The sequence below is a fragment of the Paenibacillus sp. FSL H7-0690 genome (assembly GCF_037980415.1).
Classification (GTDB): Bacteria; Bacillota; Bacilli; order Paenibacillales; family Paenibacillaceae; genus Paenibacillus_AQ; species Paenibacillus_AQ odorifer.
This window is the reverse complement of the sequence record NZ_CP150281.1, coordinates 5,990,173-6,009,989: the sequence shown is the minus strand read 5'-3', so window position 1 is coordinate 6,009,989 and position 19,817 is coordinate 5,990,173. Positions and strand designations below refer to the sequence as shown.

Annotated in this window: 18 protein-coding genes; all 18 read left to right on the top strand. The window is 39.9% G+C overall.

Annotated elements, in window-relative coordinates; translation table 11 throughout:
• Nucleotides 1–307 precede the first annotated feature (307 nt).
• The 18 genes from MHI32_RS26325 (at nt 308) to zwf (ending at nt 19,490) form a co-directional block, all read left to right on the top strand.
• The gene (locus MHI32_RS26325) at nt 308–1,552 is read left to right on the top strand and encodes a radical SAM/SPASM domain-containing protein (protein WP_076220400.1); all 1,245 of its coding nucleotides are present in this window, start codon (nt 308–310) and stop codon (nt 1,550–1,552) included.
• Between the two features lie 6 nt (nt 1,553–1,558).
• On the top strand, nt 1,559–2,611 hold the full coding sequence (locus MHI32_RS26320) for a radical SAM protein (protein ID WP_340012772.1): 1,053 nt from the start codon (nt 1,559–1,561) through the stop codon (nt 2,609–2,611).
• A 61-nt stretch (nt 2,612–2,672) separates the two neighbouring features.
• Nucleotides 2,673–2,846, top strand: a complete 174-nt coding sequence (locus MHI32_RS26315) for a hypothetical protein (protein WP_175620029.1) — start codon at nt 2,673–2,675, stop codon at nt 2,844–2,846.
• 42 nt (nt 2,847–2,888) lie between these two features.
• Nucleotides 2,889–3,068, top strand: a complete 180-nt coding sequence (locus MHI32_RS26310; protein WP_076220402.1) for a hypothetical protein — start codon at nt 2,889–2,891, stop codon at nt 3,066–3,068.
• 113 nt (nt 3,069–3,181) lie between these two features.
• Nucleotides 3,182–4,219 (top strand): S8 family serine peptidase, encoded by a 1,038-nt coding sequence (locus tag MHI32_RS26305; RefSeq protein ID WP_076220403.1) that lies wholly within the window; start codon nt 3,182–3,184, stop codon nt 4,217–4,219.
• Nucleotides 4,179–5,876 carry an ABC transporter ATP-binding protein gene (locus tag MHI32_RS26300; RefSeq protein ID WP_340011337.1) on the top strand — a complete coding sequence of 566 codons (1,698 nt, stop codon included), beginning with the start codon at nt 4,179–4,181 and terminating at the stop codon, nt 5,874–5,876. Before MHI32_RS26305 ends, MHI32_RS26300 begins: the two co-directional genes overlap by 41 nt.
• A gap of 73 nt (nt 5,877–5,949) precedes the next feature.
• Nucleotides 5,950–6,615 (top strand): ABC transporter ATP-binding protein, encoded by a 666-nt coding sequence (locus MHI32_RS26295; protein ID WP_076130305.1) that lies wholly within the window; start codon nt 5,950–5,952, stop codon nt 6,613–6,615.
• Between the two features lie 11 nt (nt 6,616–6,626).
• A complete protein-coding gene (locus MHI32_RS26290) occupies nt 6,627–9,128 on the top strand; it encodes an ABC transporter permease (RefSeq protein WP_076281977.1) in 2,502 nt (833 codons plus the stop codon).
• Nucleotides 9,129–9,150: 22 nt separating this feature from the next.
• Nucleotides 9,151–11,664: an ABC transporter permease gene (locus MHI32_RS26285; protein ID WP_217696589.1), complete on the top strand. Its 2,514-nt coding sequence runs from the start codon at nt 9,151–9,153 to the stop codon at nt 11,662–11,664.
• Nucleotides 11,665–11,934: 270 nt separating this feature from the next.
• Nucleotides 11,935–12,240: a hypothetical protein gene (locus tag MHI32_RS26280; RefSeq protein ID WP_076130307.1), complete on the top strand. Its 306-nt coding sequence runs from the start codon at nt 11,935–11,937 to the stop codon at nt 12,238–12,240.
• Between the two features lie 44 nt (nt 12,241–12,284).
• Nucleotides 12,285–12,962 (top strand): PspA/IM30 family protein, encoded by a 678-nt coding sequence (locus MHI32_RS26275; protein WP_036685541.1) that lies wholly within the window; start codon nt 12,285–12,287, stop codon nt 12,960–12,962.
• Between the two features lie 4 nt (nt 12,963–12,966).
• Nucleotides 12,967–13,434, top strand: coding sequence for a PspC domain-containing protein (locus MHI32_RS26270; RefSeq protein ID WP_076184838.1), 468 nt, complete (start codon nt 12,967–12,969; stop codon nt 13,432–13,434).
• A gap of 3 nt (nt 13,435–13,437) precedes the next feature.
• Nucleotides 13,438–14,142, top strand: coding sequence for a PspA/IM30 family protein (locus MHI32_RS26265; RefSeq protein WP_340011335.1), 705 nt, complete (start codon nt 13,438–13,440; stop codon nt 14,140–14,142).
• Between the two features lie 197 nt (nt 14,143–14,339).
• Nucleotides 14,340–14,987 (top strand): cell wall-active antibiotics response protein LiaF, encoded by a 648-nt coding sequence (liaF, locus tag MHI32_RS26260; RefSeq protein ID WP_036685537.1) that lies wholly within the window; start codon nt 14,340–14,342, stop codon nt 14,985–14,987.
• A 31-nt stretch (nt 14,988–15,018) separates the two neighbouring features.
• On the top strand, nt 15,019–16,053 hold the full coding sequence (locus MHI32_RS26255; RefSeq protein WP_076130326.1) for a sensor histidine kinase: 1,035 nt from the start codon (nt 15,019–15,021) through the stop codon (nt 16,051–16,053).
• An 18-nt stretch (nt 16,054–16,071) separates the two neighbouring features.
• Nucleotides 16,072–16,725: a response regulator transcription factor gene (locus MHI32_RS26250; protein ID WP_036685532.1), complete on the top strand. Its 654-nt coding sequence runs from the start codon at nt 16,072–16,074 to the stop codon at nt 16,723–16,725.
• Between the two features lie 193 nt (nt 16,726–16,918).
• Complete coding sequence (locus MHI32_RS26245; protein WP_340011333.1) at nt 16,919–17,734, top strand: YwmB family TATA-box binding protein; 816 nt, start codon at nt 16,919–16,921, stop codon at nt 17,732–17,734.
• Between the two features lie 205 nt (nt 17,735–17,939).
• Nucleotides 17,940–19,490 carry a glucose-6-phosphate dehydrogenase gene (gene zwf / locus MHI32_RS26240; RefSeq protein ID WP_036685526.1) on the top strand — a complete coding sequence of 517 codons (1,551 nt, stop codon included), beginning with the start codon at nt 17,940–17,942 and terminating at the stop codon, nt 19,488–19,490.
• Nucleotides 19,491–19,817: the final 327 nt, after the last annotated feature.

The following is a 19,817-nucleotide window of genomic DNA, read 5'->3' as shown; positions in this document are numbered from 1 at the left end:
ATTCTCGGGATTTATTCGAAAGCGAGATTTTTATTTAGTAGACAGTTGAAAGTGGACTTTTCTTTATAATCTTTAAAAATGTTTTATTGTATATTAAATGTAATTTTCTAGAACAAATAGTTAGTATAGTCCTCAAAAAAAACATTGTAAACGAATTTTTTTATATAAAATAGTAAATTTTTGGAATAACATGGAATATAGAAGGGGCACCAAAAAATCTCTATTTTAATAATGCAATTAAAATTTACAACGAAACTGAAGAAAAAAATGAATATTTCAAGAGATCTATGTAGAGGAGAGAAGGACTTTGGAACAAAAAGATGTAATAAGCTTTTCCCCCAATACAAAGTTTTTATTTAATAATGATCTAGCTATTGTTTTTAATAGACTTAATCGGAAGTGGGTTAAGATTCCAAGAGTCTGTCAAGAAACTCTGAATGAGTGTGATCAACGCAAATATAGTTTTGGGGAATTAATGGACGCAATGGCGGATGATGAGGATCGTGAGTATATGTCCGAAGTAGTTCAGTCTCTAAGCAGAATAGAAGTGTTTGACTCTCAAACGCCAAAGACAAGACTGCATGATGTCAGCTTTGCTATTTCAAATCGATGTAATCTCCACTGCAAGCATTGTATGGTCAATGTTGATAGCTGTGCTACAAATGAGAAATTTACAACGAAAGAGATAATCTCTGCTCTGGACAAAATAATTGCTGCTAACCCCGAGGCGATAACGATAACAGGTGGAGAAGCGCTGGTTCGAACAGATTTTAAAGAAATCATTACTTACTTAAGAGTTAACTTTGATGGTCATATTTCTCTAATGACTAATGGGACATTAATAAACGAAAATAACGTCAAATATATTATAAATTCGATTAATAGTATAGATATTAGTTTGGATGGAGTGGACGAAGAAACCTGTTCAGTGGTCAGAGGTAAAGGGGTTTTTAAAAGAGCAGTGTCAGCCATTCATTTATTACAAGAAAATGGATTTCATAAAATAACAACTTCTATGATATTAAGCGCTACCAACCAAAATTATGTTGATGAATTTTTTGAGCTTAATAAAAGGTTGGGTTGTAAAGGGATCCTACGAGCGTTAAGTTTTGTTGGACAAGCAGAGCAGAATAAAGAGTTGCTTACAACCACAGTCTCTAAAAAGACCAGTGTGGATATATCGTTGAAAGATAAATGGGAAAAAGAAGATCAGAAATTCTATACATGTTCCTGTGCAGCAGGGTGTAAAACACTCACGATTGAGAGTGATGGCGGAATATATCCATGCAATTTGTTCATAGAACCCGAACATAAACTTGGGGATATCATGGACATAGCATCGTTGGAAGAGTGTTTAGTCTTAAGTGACAAACAGTTTTTAAGTGACAGCTTGCAACAATATGAACCGGAACAAATGGAAAAATGTAAAACTTGTAACGTTAACTACTTCTGTTGGAGTTGTATACACGAGATTGTAGATTTGAAGTCTCCAGATGATTTTGAACAACGTTGTATGGGAATGAAGAGTTTTTTAGAGTCAGTATGGGCGTAAAGATGAATTTATGAGGAGCTGATCCCAATCAATGTAACTATTTTTTTTACAAGAGACTGTAATCTGCAATGTAGTTATTGTTATGAAGGAGAAAAATTTTCAAAAGAAATTACTGGAGAAATAATTAATGAGATACCAGGCTTTTTACTAGAACACATGAGGAAGATAAATGATCAGAAAATAAATATTGTGACACACGGAGGAGAACCCTTGTTGGTTTTTCCAAAAATAAAATCATTTATAAATAAAACCAAAAAAACAATACCAAAAGCAAAGTTTTCGATTACAACCAATGGAACAATTATAAATGATGAAATTTTAGAACTTTTATCTAATGAATACGAAAATGTCTCAATCAGTATTGATGGTACCAAGGAGGCACACGACCAAAATCGAGTTTATAAAAATTACTCCGGTTCATTTGATTTAGTTAAAAAGAATGCATCGCGTTTGCTAGAACGAAGACCAGATGCAGTAGCCAGAATGACTGTGACCAGCTCAAATGTATCACAGCTAAATCAGGGTGTTATTGAGTTAATTCGGTTGGGATTTCAAAATATAATGCCAGTACCGGATGAAAATGATAGGGAATGGGATGAACAATCACTTGAAGTACTTTTGGAACAGTGCAAGCTTATTACATCTTATTTGCACAATAACCAAGAAATAAGCACAACACTTGATGTTGGATTTATAAATGATGCGCCTAACAAAACCAAAAATTCAGTTTGTGATGGTGGAATTGGCTCATTGACTATAGATACAGATGGGAAACTTTATCCTTGTATTATTGCAAACGGGGTAGAAGAGTTTTGTATTGGAAACATTTTTGAAGGAATAGATGAAGAAAAATTAGTAGAAATTCATTCCGAGGATAATCGAGTCATAGCAGAGTGTGATGGTTGTGAACGATATCACTATTGTACAACCACCAGATGCAAAATTATTAATCGGATAAAAACAGGTGATTTTAATAAAGCATCTGGAACAAGGTGTTGTCTAGAGCACATTTTTATTGAATCGGCAATTTATACTGAAGAACTAGTCAAAATTATTTAATTGCGTTAGTAGAATAAATCCCACCCCATTAAAAAATAAATTAGAAAGGAGGACTGAGCGTATGAAGGTCACTAAAATCACAAGAAAAACCACCCTTTCTTCCAATGTAGAAGCTCAAGGATGTAAAGATGACTGCAAAGTTAAAGTATGGGCTGGAAAAAAAGAAGCCGATGGTAGCGCAGCGGGTTGTTGGTCCACTTATCAATATACTCCACGTTGGAATCCACTTGGCTAAGCTTAAATAAAATTTTAAAAAAACGAGAGGAGAAATAATCGAATGTTAAATGTGCAAAAAATTAAAAATCCAATAACAATCAACCAATCTAATGTTCAGGGACAAGGATGTGATGATGATTGTACTGAACATAATAAATTCGTTGGTAAATCTAATGGGAACACAAAGGGTTGTGTAAAATATGACACGATATATACACCTAAAAATAATTGGTTTGCATAATATATAACTTTCTGTAAACTGTGGGATTTATTTTATTATATAAAACCACTGCCGGGTTTCGTTACTTGGAACTCAGTAGTGGTTTAAAAATATTGTTTTAACAGGAGCACATTATGGAGCCCATAGTAGTGATTATTGATTCTGGTATAAGGGCCACGCTCATTGGTGAGCGATTAATAGACTCAATTTCATTTCAAAAAGAAGAGCAGGAAGTGGATCGTTCAGGGCATGGGACTGCATGCGCTATAGTAATCAAGTCTATATGTCCAGACTCAAAATTCATTTCAATCTCTATTTTGGATGCCGAAGGCTTTACTAGTTCACAAATATTAAGAGAAGCACTGGAATATTGCCTTACTATAGACTGCCATATCATAAACTTAAGTCTATCTTTACTGGATGAGGATAACTATGAAATAAAAGAAATATGCGATGAATTGCTAAAACAAAATAAAGTTGTAGTTTCCGCTGTAAGAAATCGATATAAGTTAAGCGAACCAGCCATTTTCGATTCAGTTTTAGGGGTAAGAGGAAGTCTTTTTCCTTCACCAAATGAATTTTGGTTCAATTCACATAAAACAATACAACTAATAACAGATATGACCCCTGTTTTTACTAACCCGGAACTCGGAAAGTATTTTGTGTTCTCAGGCAATAGCAAGGCAACAGCTGTGGGGTCCGGTTTAGTTGCTAGAACAATCATGTTAGAAAATTATGCAGATATAAAAGATATTTATCGAAATTTATCTAATAAATGTATAAAGAGTCAGTGGATAGAACGTGAATTGCAAGCAGCGATATCTTCACATCGTTATAAAAGAAGAAATGCTAAATTTGCAGAAAGCAACGTCGTTTATGCAAAAATCGAACAATTGATTAGACAAGTCTCTACAACTGCGGGTGAGAACATAATAGATGAAACTCTGAAAGCTAATGACAGTCTTTTTGAAATGGGGATTATGGTACCTGAAACTGTCGTCCCGTTAATACAGGCATTGGAAGAGGAATTTAGGGTAAGACTTGATTTGAAAAATATAACCCCTTTTATGCTGGAGACAATCAGTTGTATTAGTGACACACTGAGAGGTGTTAAAAATAAGACAGACAAAAATGATATTACAAATATGGAAATACACAAAGGGATCACGTGAATTTTATTTTCCAATCGGGCTATGTCTTTTATTTAGCACCATAGAATCTCTTCTAACACCGTATCTTATTTCACAAATTATTGATCAATCTATATCCAACAAAGATCTGTCGTCTTTATTGGAGTATATATCTATTATTCTAGTTGTCAGTATTATTGGGTATATTAGCATGATTGTTTCGCAGAATTTAACTGTAAAGCTAGAAAGGGAAATCACCTTAAAAATAAGAGAAGAATGCCTGGATTGTATTTGTAAGCAGTCTGGAGAATTTTATACCTATGCAGATAGTAGCGATTTGCTTACTCTAGTTCTTCAGGATGTCGAGAGTATAGCAGATATTTTAGCGAGACAGTTACTAACAATGGCATATAACTTCATAAAGATCATCGGTGTGTTATTTCTCATCTTCAAATTACAAAATAACATGTCGATCGTCATGATTGGCCTTATTCTGCTGATGATTTTTCTACAAATATCGTCAAACAAAAAAATAGAAAAAGCTACCTTAGATAGTAGGCATTCGATTATAAAGTTGCAAAGTTCCTTGCAGGAATTAATTATGAATTTGATGAATTTTGTCCAAAACGGACTGATAATATTTCAAAATAAAAAGATTAAAAGAAATGAAGATGATTTCACAAGAGCTAAAATCAATACAACTTTAGCAATGGCTAAATATAATTCACTTATGAATTTTATTAGCTCGATTATTACAGTCACAATCGTTGGATGGGGAGGATTTAATGTCATCACACAACTGATGACGATTGGGGATCTTTTTAGTTTTCAGGTATATACTCAAAGATTGATTTCTCCGGTCATGAGTATGTTAAATATTAGTGCTGATCTGGCATCAAGTTATGTATCGTGGGATAGACTGAACACTCTTCTAACTCGAGAATCGACCATTAAAGATAGCGGGAAATTAAGTTGTGAAATTAATGGACAAATACAGTTCTCAGATGTGAGCTTTGGCTACAATCAAACAGAAATATTATCCAAGGCTTCATTCACCGTTAACGAGGGAACCATTCACGCTATCGTTGGGCCAAGCGGAGCAGGAAAAACTACTATTATCCAACTCATATTTCGTCTTTGGGAGCCCCTTGCCGGTACAATAACATTAGATGGGCGAAGGATTTCTGAATATACATTAGATTGTCTAAGAAGACAGATTAGTATTGTCAGTCAGAATATTTTTCTTCTTAACGATACTATCTATAATAATATCGTTTTAAACAAAGAGAGTGTCACTGATCAAGAAGTCGAAAGAGCATTAAAAGGAGCGAACATATACGATCTGGTGCATGGCTTAAAGGATGGATGGCATACAGTTATAGGAGAGAATGGAATCCGTTTATCCGGTGGGGAAAAGCAACGTTTAGCTATCGCACGAGCCATTTTTAAAGATGCACCTATTATGGTATTCGATGAAGCTACTTCAATGCTGGATAACAATACAGAGCATGAAATAACAGACCAGATTCTATCACTATTTAAGGGAAAGACAATTATTATCATAGCTCACCGCTTATCTACAATTCGAGGTGCAGATATAATTTCTGTTTTGAAAGAAGGTCAAATTATAGAGAGAGGAACACATCATCAATTAATGCAGGAAGAGGAATTTTACTATCGTTTGTATACCACTTCATAAAAGACAGTAGGGCATATGGGGAATAATCACATTTATTATCATCAGATATTCTAAAGAAATAGAGGGGTTGTGCATGAGTATATTAAAAGCTAACGACTTGAGAAAGTATTACGGTAGTGAACCAAACCCTGTCAAAGCGTTGGATGGCATAACAATGAGTGTGGAGCAAGGTGAATTTGTGGCTATCGTTGGGACTTCCGGCAGCGGTAAGTCTACGCTACTGCATATGCTCGGGGGCCTTGATAATCCTACCTCTGGCACCGTAGAAGTGAATGGGAAAGAACTGTCAAAGATGAACAGTGATCAGCTTACGATTTTTAGACGTAAAAATATCGGGTTCATTTTTCAAAATTATAATCTAATGCCGATACTTAATGTCTACGAGAATATCGTTCTGCCGATTGAACTTGATGGAAACAAGGTGGATAAGGAGTATGTGAACATCATTGTAAGGATGTTAGGACTGAAGGAGAAGCTGAATAATTTACCCAACAATTTGTCTGGGGGCCAACAACAGCGTGTAGCAATTGCAAGGGCTTTAGCGATGAAGCCCGCTATTATCCTTGCCGATGAGCCCACTGGAAATTTGGATAGTCAAACAAGTGAAGAGGTAATCAAGCTGCTGGAAATGACTAGTCACCAACTAAATCAAACAATCATTATGATTACACATAACAACGAAATTTCCTTGCGTGCTGATCGGATTCTCCGTATGGAGGATGGGAAAATCGTGGATTAGAGAGGGAAAAAATGTATAGAAATCATTCTTCATCCGTCATCCGAAAATTATTTCAGAGATACTATAAGGCAAACAAAACCAGAAATATTATATTGGCATGCGCCATCATTCTTACGACCATTCTGATTACAGCAGCTTGCAGCACATTTTACAGTTACTTGAAATTATCTAAACATCAAGAAATGAAAGAAACCGGGACAAGTGCTAATGTTATTTTGAGTCGTCCAACACAGAATCAATTAGATTTATTAAGTAAATTTGATATTTTAAAGCCTGAAATGAATATTCAAACCAAAATGGGATCACTTGTCAATAATAAGGGACAGGCTGGGATTGATATACAGATGATCAGTTCTACAAATTGGGAGGAATATAGCGGATCACTTGTAGATAATATGCAGGGTACCTATCCTGCTAAAGGCAATGAAATCATGATGTCAACATGGCTGTTGAATAGGTTGGGATACTCAAAGCCGCAGACTGGAATGGAGGTTTCATTGTCTGTTGCTATCAGTGATATTTCAAAAAACGGCGACGCAGAGGTTCAGAGCCTTCCCTTTACTCTGTCTGGATTCTATGAGGACACGGCAAATATCAATTCTGAAAACAATCGAATTGTCTTTTTTTCAGAAACATTTTTAAGAGAACATCCGCAGGAAGTGCCGAATCTTGTAGGGTTATTATTTAAAGATACCAGACATTATCACGATAAAATCGAGCAGATTCGAGCCTCCATTGATTTGGATGGAAATCAGCAGTTGATTCCTTCATATGACGGTAAATTGAATATGAATGTCAAGGATTCACTGGTTGCAGTAATAATGGTTTTGTTTTTTATGTTTGATGGATACCTTATTATTTTCAACGTTGCGTATATCTCTATTACTCGAGACGTACGATTTTATGGGCTGCTGAAAATGCTGGGAATGACTAGTGCGCAAATCAAGCAAATTGTCTATTACAGTGTTGCTAAAGTAGCCTTTTTTGCCCTGCCTGTGGGGATGCTGTTGGGATGGGGGCTTTCATTTTACGTAGTGCCGCTTGCCTTATCTTCGTATGAGGGTTTCTCATCCATAGATAGGCAAGTCAACTTATGGGTGTTGCTCTTGGCCCTATTTTTCTCAGCGTTAACTCTATTTTTAAGCTATAGAGCACCTGCAAAGAAGGCAGGGAGAATTTCTCCGATTGAAGCGTCGAAACATACTGATACACAATCCGGAAAACAAAAATCAAGAGGTAGACATGGCGCGAAAATACCGTATATGTCGTTAAAAAATATACTCCGTAGTAAAAAAAGATTGCTTTTTGTTGTGTTAACGCTCTTCTTAGGCAGCACTGCACTTGTGGTGCTTTCCACATTTCTAAAATCCTTCAGTGCGGAGGAATACATCAATGCAGAGGTTAAATACGACATTGCTATGTATAACCAAATGACCAGAGCCAGTTTTAATCCAACAGAGGAGCAGCACTTTACTCCTGAGTTGTTGTCGCAAATTTCCGCAGTAAACGGGATCCGTGAACTCGAACGAACGACGGTAGTATCTATTTTCCAGCATTATTCAGATAGTACTCATGGTGAGTGGCTGCGAAATTACAATGAATTTCGTGCAGGTGTGAATGAGGAACTCAGAGATAAAAAACATTATGAGGAAGATCCTAAAACTAACTTTTGGGGTTTATTGATCGGCATTGATGATAAAAAACTGGAGGAGTATAACCGTACTGCTAAGAACCCGATTAATTTAAGCGACTTTTCCAAAGGGAAGATAGCATTGGTAACTGATATTAATGGGAATGGCATTCCAATAGGTGTACAGATACCCTTTACGGTAATTGACAACAACAAGAGCTATAAGGTGAAAATTGGCGGTCAAATGACGTTTGAACGTGATGCTATGAATAGTGGTGCTGCTCCATGGCTAATTGTGTCAAATAATGTTATCAACAAATATCATTCTGATGCTGTGATTTACTCTATTAAGATTAATGCGCAAAAAGGAAAAGAACAGGATGTGTTGAATGAGGTCAAACTCCTTACAAGCGGAGACAGCAGCATTTCACGCACCTCAAAAATTGAACAGGCAAAAGCGTTTGCTGACTTAAAGCAGTCTTTTTCCAATCTTTCTATTGTTATCATTATCATTTTAAGCAGCATCGGTGTTTTGAATTTTATTAACACTATATTAGTAAGCATTGTATCCAGAAAACAGGAGTTTGCTGTTCTAGCATCTATTGGCGCGACGAAGAAGCAGATTAAATGGCTGATCACCTTTGAAGGAATCTGGTTTGCTCTAATTGCTTTTGTTCTTACATTAATAGTGGGTAGTGGCATTAGTTATCTGGTCTTTAATATATTGCATGAATATATAGGCTATGGAGTGTTTAGATATCCGGTTACCTCTTTAATCATATATTCGGGGGTTGTCTTGTTGATCTGTTCTATAATTCCTGGTTTGTTGTACAAATCTATTTCCCGTTCAAGTGTTATTGAACAGCTAAGACAAGCGGAATAATAATGCAAGGGAGGTGGGAACTTTGAAACACAATAGTGGAAAAACTATGAAAAAATTGGCAAAGCGCTCTCTTAAATCTAGCAAAAATTATTTTGCTATTCTGGCAATAGCCTTGGCTGCGATTATGTTCACCAGTGTATTTACTATTGCAGGGAGTTTGTTAGAGTCAATGAAAGACAACAAGATGAGAATCGCGGGGAGCAATGCTCATGGTGGATTTCATCAAATGTCTATGCCTGAGTATAAAAGAGTCTCTTCAGATTTAATGATTAAGGACATCTCCTATTCGGTTCTTATCGGTGATGCACAGGGGGCTGCCTTTTCTAAGTTACCTACAGAAGTGAGGTATGGTGAGGAAAAGTATGCAAAATGGGCGTATAGCTTACCACAGCTTGGAAACATGCCACAGCAAAAGAAAGACATAAGTGTAAGCACCTTGGTATTGGATGCGCTGGGTCTTCCCCATACATTAGGTCAATCTATTTCGTTAACCTTCAAAACAGATGAAAAAACAATAACAGATACCTTTACCGTTTGTGGAATTTGGGATGGAAATCCGCTCTCTTGGCGTCAAAATATTTGGCTTTCTCGTGAATATGCAGATTTAATAGCTCCTGTGGCAACTGAACCATGGAACAACCGTCCCAATGTGTACTCAGGCTATATCAACAGTCAATTTTGGTTTTCGAATACGTGGGATATTGAAACGAAATCTGAACAACTTGCCAGCAGAAGTGATTTTGATGGTCAAATAACTGTTAACGCTTCTTATGATATTCTAGGATCTGAACCTCAAAATATACTTCTAGGTTTCCTTGTAATCACAGTGATTTTCTTAGCTGGATATTTGTTAATCTACAATATATTCTATATTTCAATTGCACAAGAAATTAAATCTTATGGTTTATTAAAAGTCATTGGGACAACCTCAAAACAAATCAAAAGAATGGTTCGTTATAAGGCAATATATCTTGCTTGTATCGGTATTCCTTTTGGACTAGTGATAGGTTGGACGATCGGTCGTTTTCTTGTTCCGGCTATTATCGATATTTTTGGTGAAGATATGCGCGTCGTAACAAGTGTACACCCGCTTATTTTTGCTATTGCCGCTATATTCAGCCTCTGCACAGTGTTATTAAGTTGCTTAGGGCCAGCAAAGGTTGCATCAAGGGTTTCTCCAATAGAAGCTCTAAGTTATGTTGAAGGAAAACAGGCGGGAGAACTAAGAAGAAAAAAGAAAAAAGCTCAACCAATAACATCCGTTCGTCTAGCAATGGCTAATTTAAAGAGGAACCCCCGAAAAGTGATCATCGTCACGCTTTCTTTTACACTTAGTTTGGTTATTCTTAATAGTACTTATGGTCTTGTGCATTCTTTTGATTTTAATAAGTTCATTGAGTTTCAGTCTGTTTCGGACTTTACGGTTGCTGATACTTCTATCATAAATAATTCGCCTCCATTTGATACTTCCGGTGTAAGCAATGAGTTCATAAAACAAGTAGAGTCATTGGACGGGCTTGAAAATAGCGGTAATGTTTATGTACTCCCTTTAACACAAAATTTAAGTGATCAGGCAATGTCTGCGCTGAAAAGAGAAGTCGGATTGATGAATGAAAAGGACCAAGAGGAATTTCTGAGTTCTCAGGAAATGGTGAAACGGAGATCAATAGTGAATACATTTGGTTTCAGTGAGTGGCCGGCACAGATGATTCAAGTAAAGGAAGGAGCTTTGGATCAAAAACGCTGGGAGAACGGAGAGGGAATCTATGTTACTAACTGTAAGAAATTCCTAGATGGTACAAGCAGCATTTATCATCCGGGAGATAAAGTTAAAGTGAGTTTTGGAAACGGAAAGGAAAAGGAATATGAAGTGCTTGCCATTGTTGATTTTCCGGGAGCTATTCACTCAGTGGCATATTATGATATAGGATTAGAGTATTTGTTGCCTTCGGATGAACTGCTTGCCCATGCAGATTCTATGCTGCCAATGTATACAATCTTTAACGTAGATGATGAACATTTAACTCAGACAGAAAAATGGCTGGAGGACTATTGCTTACATACGGATACCGGATTGGATTTCTATTCGAAGAATACTTCTAGAGAAACCTTTCGTAGTTTAATCTTTATGTATGAGGTGGTAGGAGGTGCATTTTGTATTCTGCTAGGTGTTATTGGGATTCTGAATTTCATAAATTCCATGCAAACTTCTATTTTAACCAGAAAACGAGAAATTGCCATGCTGCAATCAATAGCCATGACGGATAAGCAGGTAAAAGAAATGCTTATCTTTGAGGGGGGCGGGTATGCCTTCCTAGGGCTGATGTTTTCGATTGTGCTAGGAAGCTTGGCAAATACTACCCTAGTACCCGCAATGGGAGCAGAACTTGATTATTTTACTTGGACTTTTACATTAACCCCTATTTTACTTAGTATAATCCCCTTTATGCTGATCTCTATTGTAGTACCCGTTTTGTGTTACCACAGCATATCTAAGAAGACTATTATTGAAAGATTACGGAGCGAGGTTTTTTGATAAAGAGCCGCATAGTTAACCCTAAAGGAAAGTTCAAAAGGGCATCACCTATATAGGGTGGTGTCCTTTTAATTTTTGATGGGTAGCATTCCCATTTATATGTGCAAAGGTTGGTTATGACCTACAACTAGCCCAACAGTGGTCTGTAGTCGTACAGCTACCTCGACTAAGGTCCAGTACGAAAAACCGTCGTTGGTCTGTTTTGAAAGTCTGCGATTTACCCTAGAATAAGGCTATAAGGTTAAGGACAACGAAAGGCGGTGAGAAAAAATGCAAAGAAGACAAGGAAACGGATTAGCGGTTGTACTGATTGTGATTGGTGCGGTTATGCTGCTCGGCATTGCGCTTCCTCTGATCCACGGAATGTTCAGATTACTTTTCCCGGTATTGCTGGTTGTTCTCGGGTACTACGGGATTAAGAGCGGACGCAAGATTATTGGTTGGGTACTGATGTTCATTGGTGTGATGTCCCTGATCGCGAAGCTTTCCTGGATCATTGGACCACTTCTAGGAGTGGCGTTGATCGTCTGGGGCGTATCAGCATTAAAGGGCAGAAGTAACAAGGGTACTTATTAAGAAGCAATGTACTTAAACAAGAAGCAGGGAGGGAGCAGGAGATCATGAGTGTTTTTCGTCGCATGAGGGATATTACTGTAGCTAATCTAAACGAACGTCTGGAGCAAAGCCAAGATCCCGTGAAACTAATTGATCAATTTCTACATTCAACCCGTGAGGAAATCAGTGAAGCTGAAAGGCTGTACCAGCAATATGCTTCCCACACGAAGCAATTGCAGCAGCAAGTGAACCAAGCAACTGCCATGAGAAACAAACGTGAAGAGCAGGCGTTGTTGGCACTGAAAGCAGGCGAGGATCATCTCGCGAAGCTGGCTTTACAAGAAAAGATCATTCACGAGGAAAAACTGGAGCAATATAGCGGGCTGCTAGAACAGAGCAAGCAATCCTTGTTTGAACTTGAAGCACAGCTGAATGAGCTGAAAATAGAGTATCAAACGGTGTACAGCAAACGTCAGTATTATTCGGCACGAATGGAGTCGCTGCGATTGCAGCAACGGATGAATCAAAGAGCCAGTGCTTATGGCAATGGTGGTGATGTTCCCAAAATGTTCGGACGTCTGGAAGATCAGATGTCGGATTGGGAATTAGAAGCAAAGAGCTTGCGTGATTTGCGGCGCATGGGACAGGAATATGCGGTGCAAGCGGGTGAGACCGTAGCGACCGTACTCGAAAGAGAAATGGCTCGCCTAAAGGAGAAACTGAACAATGGTGGAAAGGAGTAGCGCTATGAGTCGATTGTATCGTTCAACAAGAGATAAAGTGATGACGGGTCTTGCAGGTGGATTATCTGAGACACTCGGTATTGATTCCACGTTATTCCGGATTCTATTACTGGTCAGCATTCCGTTTACAGGTGGTGCGGTGATTCCGGTATACTTCATTGCAGCAATGGTCATTCCTAAGGAACCGACGCATTATAATCCATTTGGACCAGGGCCTGGGGCACCGGGTGGCCCATTCGGCGGACCCTACTCAGGCAGACCGGAACATGGACACGGACCACAAGCTACTGGCGGATATGGACCTTATGGACGCCAGCCAAATTACAATCCTAATTTTGAGAAGAACAACGCTTATTCCGCACCGGACTCCGGTTTGGATGCGATGATGAAGGATATTGAGAAGAAGGCTTTGCAAAAAGAAGTAGAAGAACTCAAACAAAAACTGTCTAAATATGAGAAAGGGGAATTGTAAATCATGGGAGTATTTCAAAGAATTAAAGATATGACAAAAGCGTCGGTAAATGACTTGTTGGATAAGGTAGAGGACCCAATCGTAATGCTTAACCAATATCTGCGCGATATGGAGGCTGAAATTCACGAAGCAGAAGTAACAGTTGCTAAACAAATGGCTAACGAACGCCGTATGAAGCAACGTGTGGAAGAAGCAGCAAAAATGTCTGCACAACGTGGATCACAAGCTGAACTGGCACTGAAAAATGGCCAAGAAGAAGTAACTCGCAAGCTGTTGGAAGAAAAAATCTACTTTGACCAAAAGCAAGTGGAGTACAGTGATCTTCACGCACAAGCTGAAGTACACGCTAAGGAATTAGTGCAACAACTGCATGACATGAAGGATGAGTTCTACAAGCTGCGCAACAAACGTAACGAGCTTGTATCCCGTGCTCAAATGGCTAAAGCTAAAAAACAAATGTCGCAAATCAGCAGCGTACATTCCATTGAAAGTGGCAGTGCATCACTCGGATTCCACCGGATGGAAGAGAAAATTATGCAGCTTGAGGCTGAAGCAGATGTAATGCGTGCACCTTACAGCCCATCCGCTGCTTATAGCAAACCCGTTGATGTTGAGAAGCAACTGAAAGTGGATGAGCAATTGGCACTACTGAAAAACAAGCTGAATGATACACCCACGGCTCCTTCTCTAAACAAAAAAGAACAATAAATCCTGTTCCTAAAACTTGGACGGATATGATATGCTGGACAAGAAGAAGCCATACGGTATGGATCTCCATACCGATATGGCTTTTATAGCGGCTAGCTATAATATTTAACGGTGATAATATTCCTCATCATAGTGACGGATATCTAACCGATAGTATAAAATGAGTTTTGCTTCGCAAAACTTTTAGGAGGTGCGAAATGGATAAACGAAACCGTTTGATTGCCATCGGACTGATTGCTGTTGGCTGCATGATGATTTTTGGTAGATGGCTCGGCTTTTTCTCCATTGTCGCGCTTCTGTTCCTGCTGCTGGGAGTCTACCGTACGACATCAGGCAAAGTAAAGCAGGGCTATAAACTGCTCGGGATAGGTGCTGTATTGCTTTTGCTGGACCATTTGGTGCTCGTGCTGGGGATTTGTTTAATCTCACTTGGGATGTTTTTTACCAAATCCAAAAGAGTACAGCGTAAGGAAGGGTTTATGCAGAAGCAGAACTTTTCATCCAGATTTGACTGGGACCGCTCACCTTGGGTGATGCACAGCCTTAGCTCTTGGCATGTACTGGGTGAGGCCGATGTGGATCTTTCATTAGCTATGGCGGATCATAAGGAAACGGTCATGCTGTTTCAAGGGATTTTTGGCGATATGGACATTAACCTGTCCGATGATTACGGCGTGGAAATTGAAGCTTTTGTGCTCTTTGGGTCCATTGAATTCGGCAACCAGCGAGATACAGGGATGTTGAACCGTCTGAATTGGAAATCAGCTAATTATGACAGCAGTGAATACAAAGTGAAATTTAGTGTTTCTTATTTAATGGGAGATCTAGATGTACGATTATCCTGAAAAGCTTGATAGAGAAGGGAGAGTCCCCCGCATGGAAAAAAAGAACAAAAACATGATATCACGCAGCATGGGTGAGGGGGCTCTGTTCTCTTTGGTCATGCTGCTTGTGATAATGTATGTCATGTATACATATGGCTATTTGAAGCCTTTTGAAAGCTGGAAATTTGGCGTGCGGACAGCCGTCACTCTAATTCTTCTGCCTATGGGCTTTGGGATTGGTTATGGCTTTTATCAGAGCTTTCGTGTGAAGCGGCAGTTGGAACGTCTTAGGCAGACCCTCGTATTATGGGAAAAGGGAAATTTGACGCTGTCCATGCCGGATCTAGGTGATGATGAGCTGGGAAGGCTCGGAGAACAGCTTGGCCGGATTAGCGGCAAATGGGAGAATCAAGTGACGACGCTGCAGCGGTTGTCCACGAATAACGCGAAGCTTGCGGAGCAGGCGCGGGTATCTGCTATTATGGAGGAACGGCAGCGGCTTGCGCGTGAACTGCACGACGCTGTTTCCCAGCAGCTATTTGCAATCTCCATGACTGCCACGGCGGTGGGCCGGACCTTGGAGAAAGATTTCGATAAAGCCCAGCGGCAAATTGCGCTTATAGAAGAAATGTCTGCCGTAGCCCAATCGGAGATGAGGGCATTGCTGCTGCATTTGAGACCTGTTTATTTGGAAGGAAAGGGCCTCGAACAAGGTCTGCAGGAATTGATCAAGGAGCTTAAGATCAAGGTTCCAATCGAAATTGTATTTGAAATGGACCCTGATGTGCAGCTGTTAAAAGGGGTAGAGAATCACTTGTTCCGTATCGTCCAAGAGGCGATTTCTAATACACTTCGTCATGCGAAGGCAGAAAAAATGGAAATCCGGCTGCATAGACGGGGAGATACAGTTCGCTTGACGTTGCGTGATGATGGGATCGGCTTTGAGATGGACGACACCAAACAAGCTTCCTATGGTTTGTCGAACATGCAGGAGCGGATTAATGAAATCGGAGGCTCCATTCAGTTCATTACCGCTCCGGGTAAAGGGATGCGTATTGAGATTACCGTTCCGTTAGTCAATGAATAATAGGAGGAAAGAGTAACCATGGAGATGGAGGAAGCAATTAAAGTACTACTCGTAGATGATCATGAAATGGTACGGATCGGACTAGCAGCTGTTTTAGGTACCGAGGATGGAATTGAGGTCGTAGGTGAAGCTGGAAGTGGAGAAGAAGGCATTCGGCTGGCTCAGGAGTACAATCCCGATGTGGTCTTAATGGATCTCGTAATGGATGGGATGGATGGCATAGAAACGACTAAACAGCTGATGAAGCAGTACCCAGAGATCAAAGTTATTGTTCTTACAAGCTATTTGGACGATGAAAAGATGTATCCTGTTATTGAAGCGGGCGCCTTTAGTTACCTGCTGAAGACTTCGCGGGCTAGTGAAGTGGCGGATGCGATCCGCGCTGCGGCAAGAGGACAGTCCGTGCTTGAGTCACAGGTGGCCTCTAAAATGATGAACCGTTTTAGAAACAATGCAAAAGGAGAATCACCTGCTTATAAAGAGCTTACGGAGCGCGAGATGGAAGTATTACGTCTGTTGGCGCAAGGTAAATCCAATCAGGATATTGCCGATCAACTAATTATTGGAATCAAAACTGTGAAATTTCATGTGACGAATATTCTCGCGAAGCTGGGCGTGGAAGACCGGACCCAAGCAGCAATTTATGCATATAAAAATGGACTAGCTGAATAACAATAAAGGACTGAAGCCTCTGCTTCAGTCCTTTTTATTGTACAAGAAAGTGTGTTTTGGGGCTCCCGCAAAGTACTTGAGTACGCATCGAAGTATAAACCCTCACTTGGTGGGGATATTTCAGGTATAGAATCTCCTAATTCGAACATACTGTCTAGTAGATTGCTAGAGAGGTTCGAAGGGAGAATGACATATGCGGAAGATGAAGCTGAACAACGGAACAAAAAAAGGGACTTTTTTTATAATGATAATCGTGTGCTGCGCTGCGGCTCTGCTAGTTAATCTGCAAAGTGTTAAAGCGAATTCAACCGTTCTTGATGAGGGCGTTAACCAAGCTTCAACAGGAGCCGAACTGAATCATGCTCTTGTGAGTTTAATTGATCTCGGAAAAGAAACAACCGTTTCTGATTCACCGCTGCGTTTAGTGTTAAAGTGGCAGGGAGAAAGCAGCAATTACGCGGATCTGTCTGCCGAAGTTGCTAAGCTAAGCACAAGTCTCGGATTGAATGTACCGTCAGGTACTGAGGAAGATGGACATATGACGAATCGTACAGAAGCTGTAAAACCATATGAATCGCGGCTCTCCTTATTTTGGAGTGAGCTTAGCGAAGGCAACAGTTATGTGATTGTAACGTTAGAAGCGGCTGATCTGCAAAATGAAGCCAGCTTTCAAGCGGCTGCTCGTGAAGTAAGTATGATTCTTGAACAGAATAAAATTAAGGCGGAATGGAATGTATCCCTTCAAGGAAGCGCGCAAGAACAGGGAGCACCTGAAAAAGTTCTAGCACAGACGGAGTCATTGATGCATGACCGGTTTGAAGCTGTGACCGGAGGAGAAAGCTACAAGGATATCTCAACGGTTAGCCGTACGTATTCGATTCCTAATTTGAATCGTTCTGTGATGAGTGGAAATCAGTCAGTTTCTGCCCAAATCGCAGTGCATCATGAAGATCAGAAGGGGACAAACCGCGTAACTATAGGCTTTCCTTTAATAACCATCGAATATTGACAATTTTCTCTTATATAAGCGCAGATATAGTTAATAATAAGAAATATTAATTGAAATTTGCGAAATCCCGAGAGTATTTGTCAGGAATGTGATAGCATCCTTTTTAGGAATATGCTAAAATGACATAACGTCGTTATTCACCTTATGTTAGTACCGACGCTGAGCATGTCAATAAACTATATTACATACAGAAAGATGAGGAGCCATGGCTGAAAATCAAACCCTTGATGCACTGCACACACCCGGTGCTGTCTTTTTTATCTTTGGGGCAACCGGAGACTTAGCCCGGCGTAAGCTTTTCCCGGCGATTTACAGCTTGTACCGTGAAGGTAAGCTGGCACAAGATTTTGCGGTAATTGGCGTGGCGCGGCGCCCGCGTACTCAGGAAGAATTTAGAAGTGATGTGAAGGAATCCATCCTTGAATTCTGCCGTTACAAAGCGGGAGAAGAAAGCGAATGGAATGAGTTTGTTCAGCATTTCGAATACAAATCTCTGGACATTAACAATATTGATGGTTTCCGCGAGTTAAGAGCACAAACTGAAGTTCTTGAAGAGAAATTCAGTATTCCGGGCAATCGGATGTTCTATCTTGCGCTGGCGCCTGAATTGTTCGGCAGTGTCTCCTTCAATCTTAAAGCTGGCGGGATGCTGGATAGTACGGGTTGGAATCGCCTCGTAATTGAGAAGCCTTTTGGTTATAATCTGGAGTCGGCTGAACAGCTGAACGAACAGATTCGTCAGGTCTTCAAAGAAGAGGAAATTTACCGGATTGACCACTATCTTGGTAAAGAAATGGTACAGAATATCGAAGTGATTCGTTTTGCTAATGCTTTTTTCGAACCGCTCTGGAATAATAAACATATTGCCAATATTCAAATTACACTTGGCGAAACCGTAGGTGTAGAAGAACGCGGTGGTTACTATGACCATGCGGGAGCCTTACGGGACATGGGCCAGAATCATATACTGCAACTGCTGACTATGATTGCTATGGAACCACCAAGCCGTCTGCTCGCAGAAGATATTCGTGATGAGAAAGTGAAGGTACTTCGTTCCCTTCGTCCTTATGCGACATCTGATGAGGTGCGTGAGAATGTCGTAAGAGCACAATATATTCAAGGCTTACACCAAGGCAAAACCCTTCCTGCTTACCGTCAGGAAGATAAGGTTGACCCTGAGTCGAATACAGAGACGTATTTTGCTGCCCGTGTATTTGTAGATAACTTCCGCTGGGCTGGAGTTCCTTTCTACATCCGTACAGGTAAACGTCTCCCGGTGAAGACGACGGAAGTGGTAGTTGAGTTCAAAGGTATGCCAACCAACGTTTATTTGGGACAAAAGCATAAACTTGAGCCTAACCTCCTTGTAATCCGTGTGAACCCAATGGAAGGCATTTATGTAAAGATTAATGCCAAGAAACCGGGTTCAGAGTCTGAGATTCAACCGCTGGCTATGGACTTCTGTCAGAGCTGCCTGGTTGGAATCAATTCTCCTGAAGCATATGAGCGCTTGCTACATGATGCCGCACGCGGCGATTCCACTTATTTCACTCGTTGGGATGAGGTATCCTCGGCATGGTCATTCGTGGATCGTATTGCGAAAGCATGGAGCGAAGAGTCTAGCGACTTATCTTCTTATCCTGCCGGCTCTTGGGGTCCAGTGGAAGCAGATGAACTGCTTGCTAAAGAAGGTTTCCATTGGTGGCCTGTAAACGGCCAAGATGAAGATAATGTGGTTTGGCTGAAGAATAACTAAACCTTGAGTTAATGCTATCTCCCTGCAGAGGATGCAGGGAGATTTTTTGTAATGCTAAGATCTAAAAGATCGGACTTCAGACGGTGTTTGGGGGATCTGGGCATTGTTCTAATAACTGCACTTTGTACAATTAAAATCGCTTATCTCGTTGTGATTAGTCTTTTAGATGTATTTTCTGCAACTATAATCACCGGATAAGGCGGAAAAGCGTGCACAACTTATTTTTAATTGCATCAAATGCAACTAAAGGCTAATGAAAATGCTAATACTTCAAGTAAGTGTAGGAAATACATCTATTTTCTTGAGCGATGATATGTGGGGATCATA

What these genes read in the sequence shown, in the direction of transcription:
- MHI32_RS26315 (WP_175620029.1), top strand. Translation starts at nt 2,673, where the DNA reads ATGAAGGTCACTAAAATCACAAGAAAAACCACCCTTTCTTCCAATGTA.
- MHI32_RS26310 (WP_076220402.1), top strand. Translation starts at nt 2,889, where the DNA reads ATGTTAAATGTGCAAAAAATTAAAAATCCAATAACAATCAACCAATCT.
- MHI32_RS26305 (WP_076220403.1), top strand. Translation starts at nt 3,182, where the DNA reads ATGGAGCCCATAGTAGTGATTATTGATTCTGGTATAAGGGCCACGCTC.
- MHI32_RS26300 (WP_340011337.1), top strand. Translation starts at nt 4,179, where the DNA reads ATGATATTACAAATATGGAAATACACAAAGGGATCACGTGAATTTTAT.
- MHI32_RS26295 (WP_076130305.1), top strand. Translation starts at nt 5,950, where the DNA reads ATGAGTATATTAAAAGCTAACGACTTGAGAAAGTATTACGGTAGTGAA.
- MHI32_RS26290 (WP_076281977.1), top strand. Translation starts at nt 6,627, where the DNA reads ATGTATAGAAATCATTCTTCATCCGTCATCCGAAAATTATTTCAGAGA.
- MHI32_RS26280 (WP_076130307.1), top strand. Translation starts at nt 11,935, where the DNA reads ATGCAAAGAAGACAAGGAAACGGATTAGCGGTTGTACTGATTGTGATT.
- MHI32_RS26275 (WP_036685541.1), top strand. Translation starts at nt 12,285, where the DNA reads ATGAGTGTTTTTCGTCGCATGAGGGATATTACTGTAGCTAATCTAAAC.
- MHI32_RS26270 (WP_076184838.1), top strand. Translation starts at nt 12,967, where the DNA reads ATGAGTCGATTGTATCGTTCAACAAGAGATAAAGTGATGACGGGTCTT.
- MHI32_RS26265 (WP_340011335.1), top strand. Translation starts at nt 13,438, where the DNA reads ATGGGAGTATTTCAAAGAATTAAAGATATGACAAAAGCGTCGGTAAAT.
- liaF (WP_036685537.1), top strand. Translation starts at nt 14,340, where the DNA reads ATGGATAAACGAAACCGTTTGATTGCCATCGGACTGATTGCTGTTGGC.
- MHI32_RS26255 (WP_076130326.1), top strand. Translation starts at nt 15,019, where the DNA reads ATGGAAAAAAAGAACAAAAACATGATATCACGCAGCATGGGTGAGGGG.
- MHI32_RS26250 (WP_036685532.1), top strand. Translation starts at nt 16,072, where the DNA reads ATGGAGATGGAGGAAGCAATTAAAGTACTACTCGTAGATGATCATGAA.
- MHI32_RS26245 (WP_340011333.1), top strand. Translation starts at nt 16,919, where the DNA reads ATGCGGAAGATGAAGCTGAACAACGGAACAAAAAAAGGGACTTTTTTT.
- zwf (WP_036685526.1), top strand. Translation starts at nt 17,940, where the DNA reads ATGGCTGAAAATCAAACCCTTGATGCACTGCACACACCCGGTGCTGTC.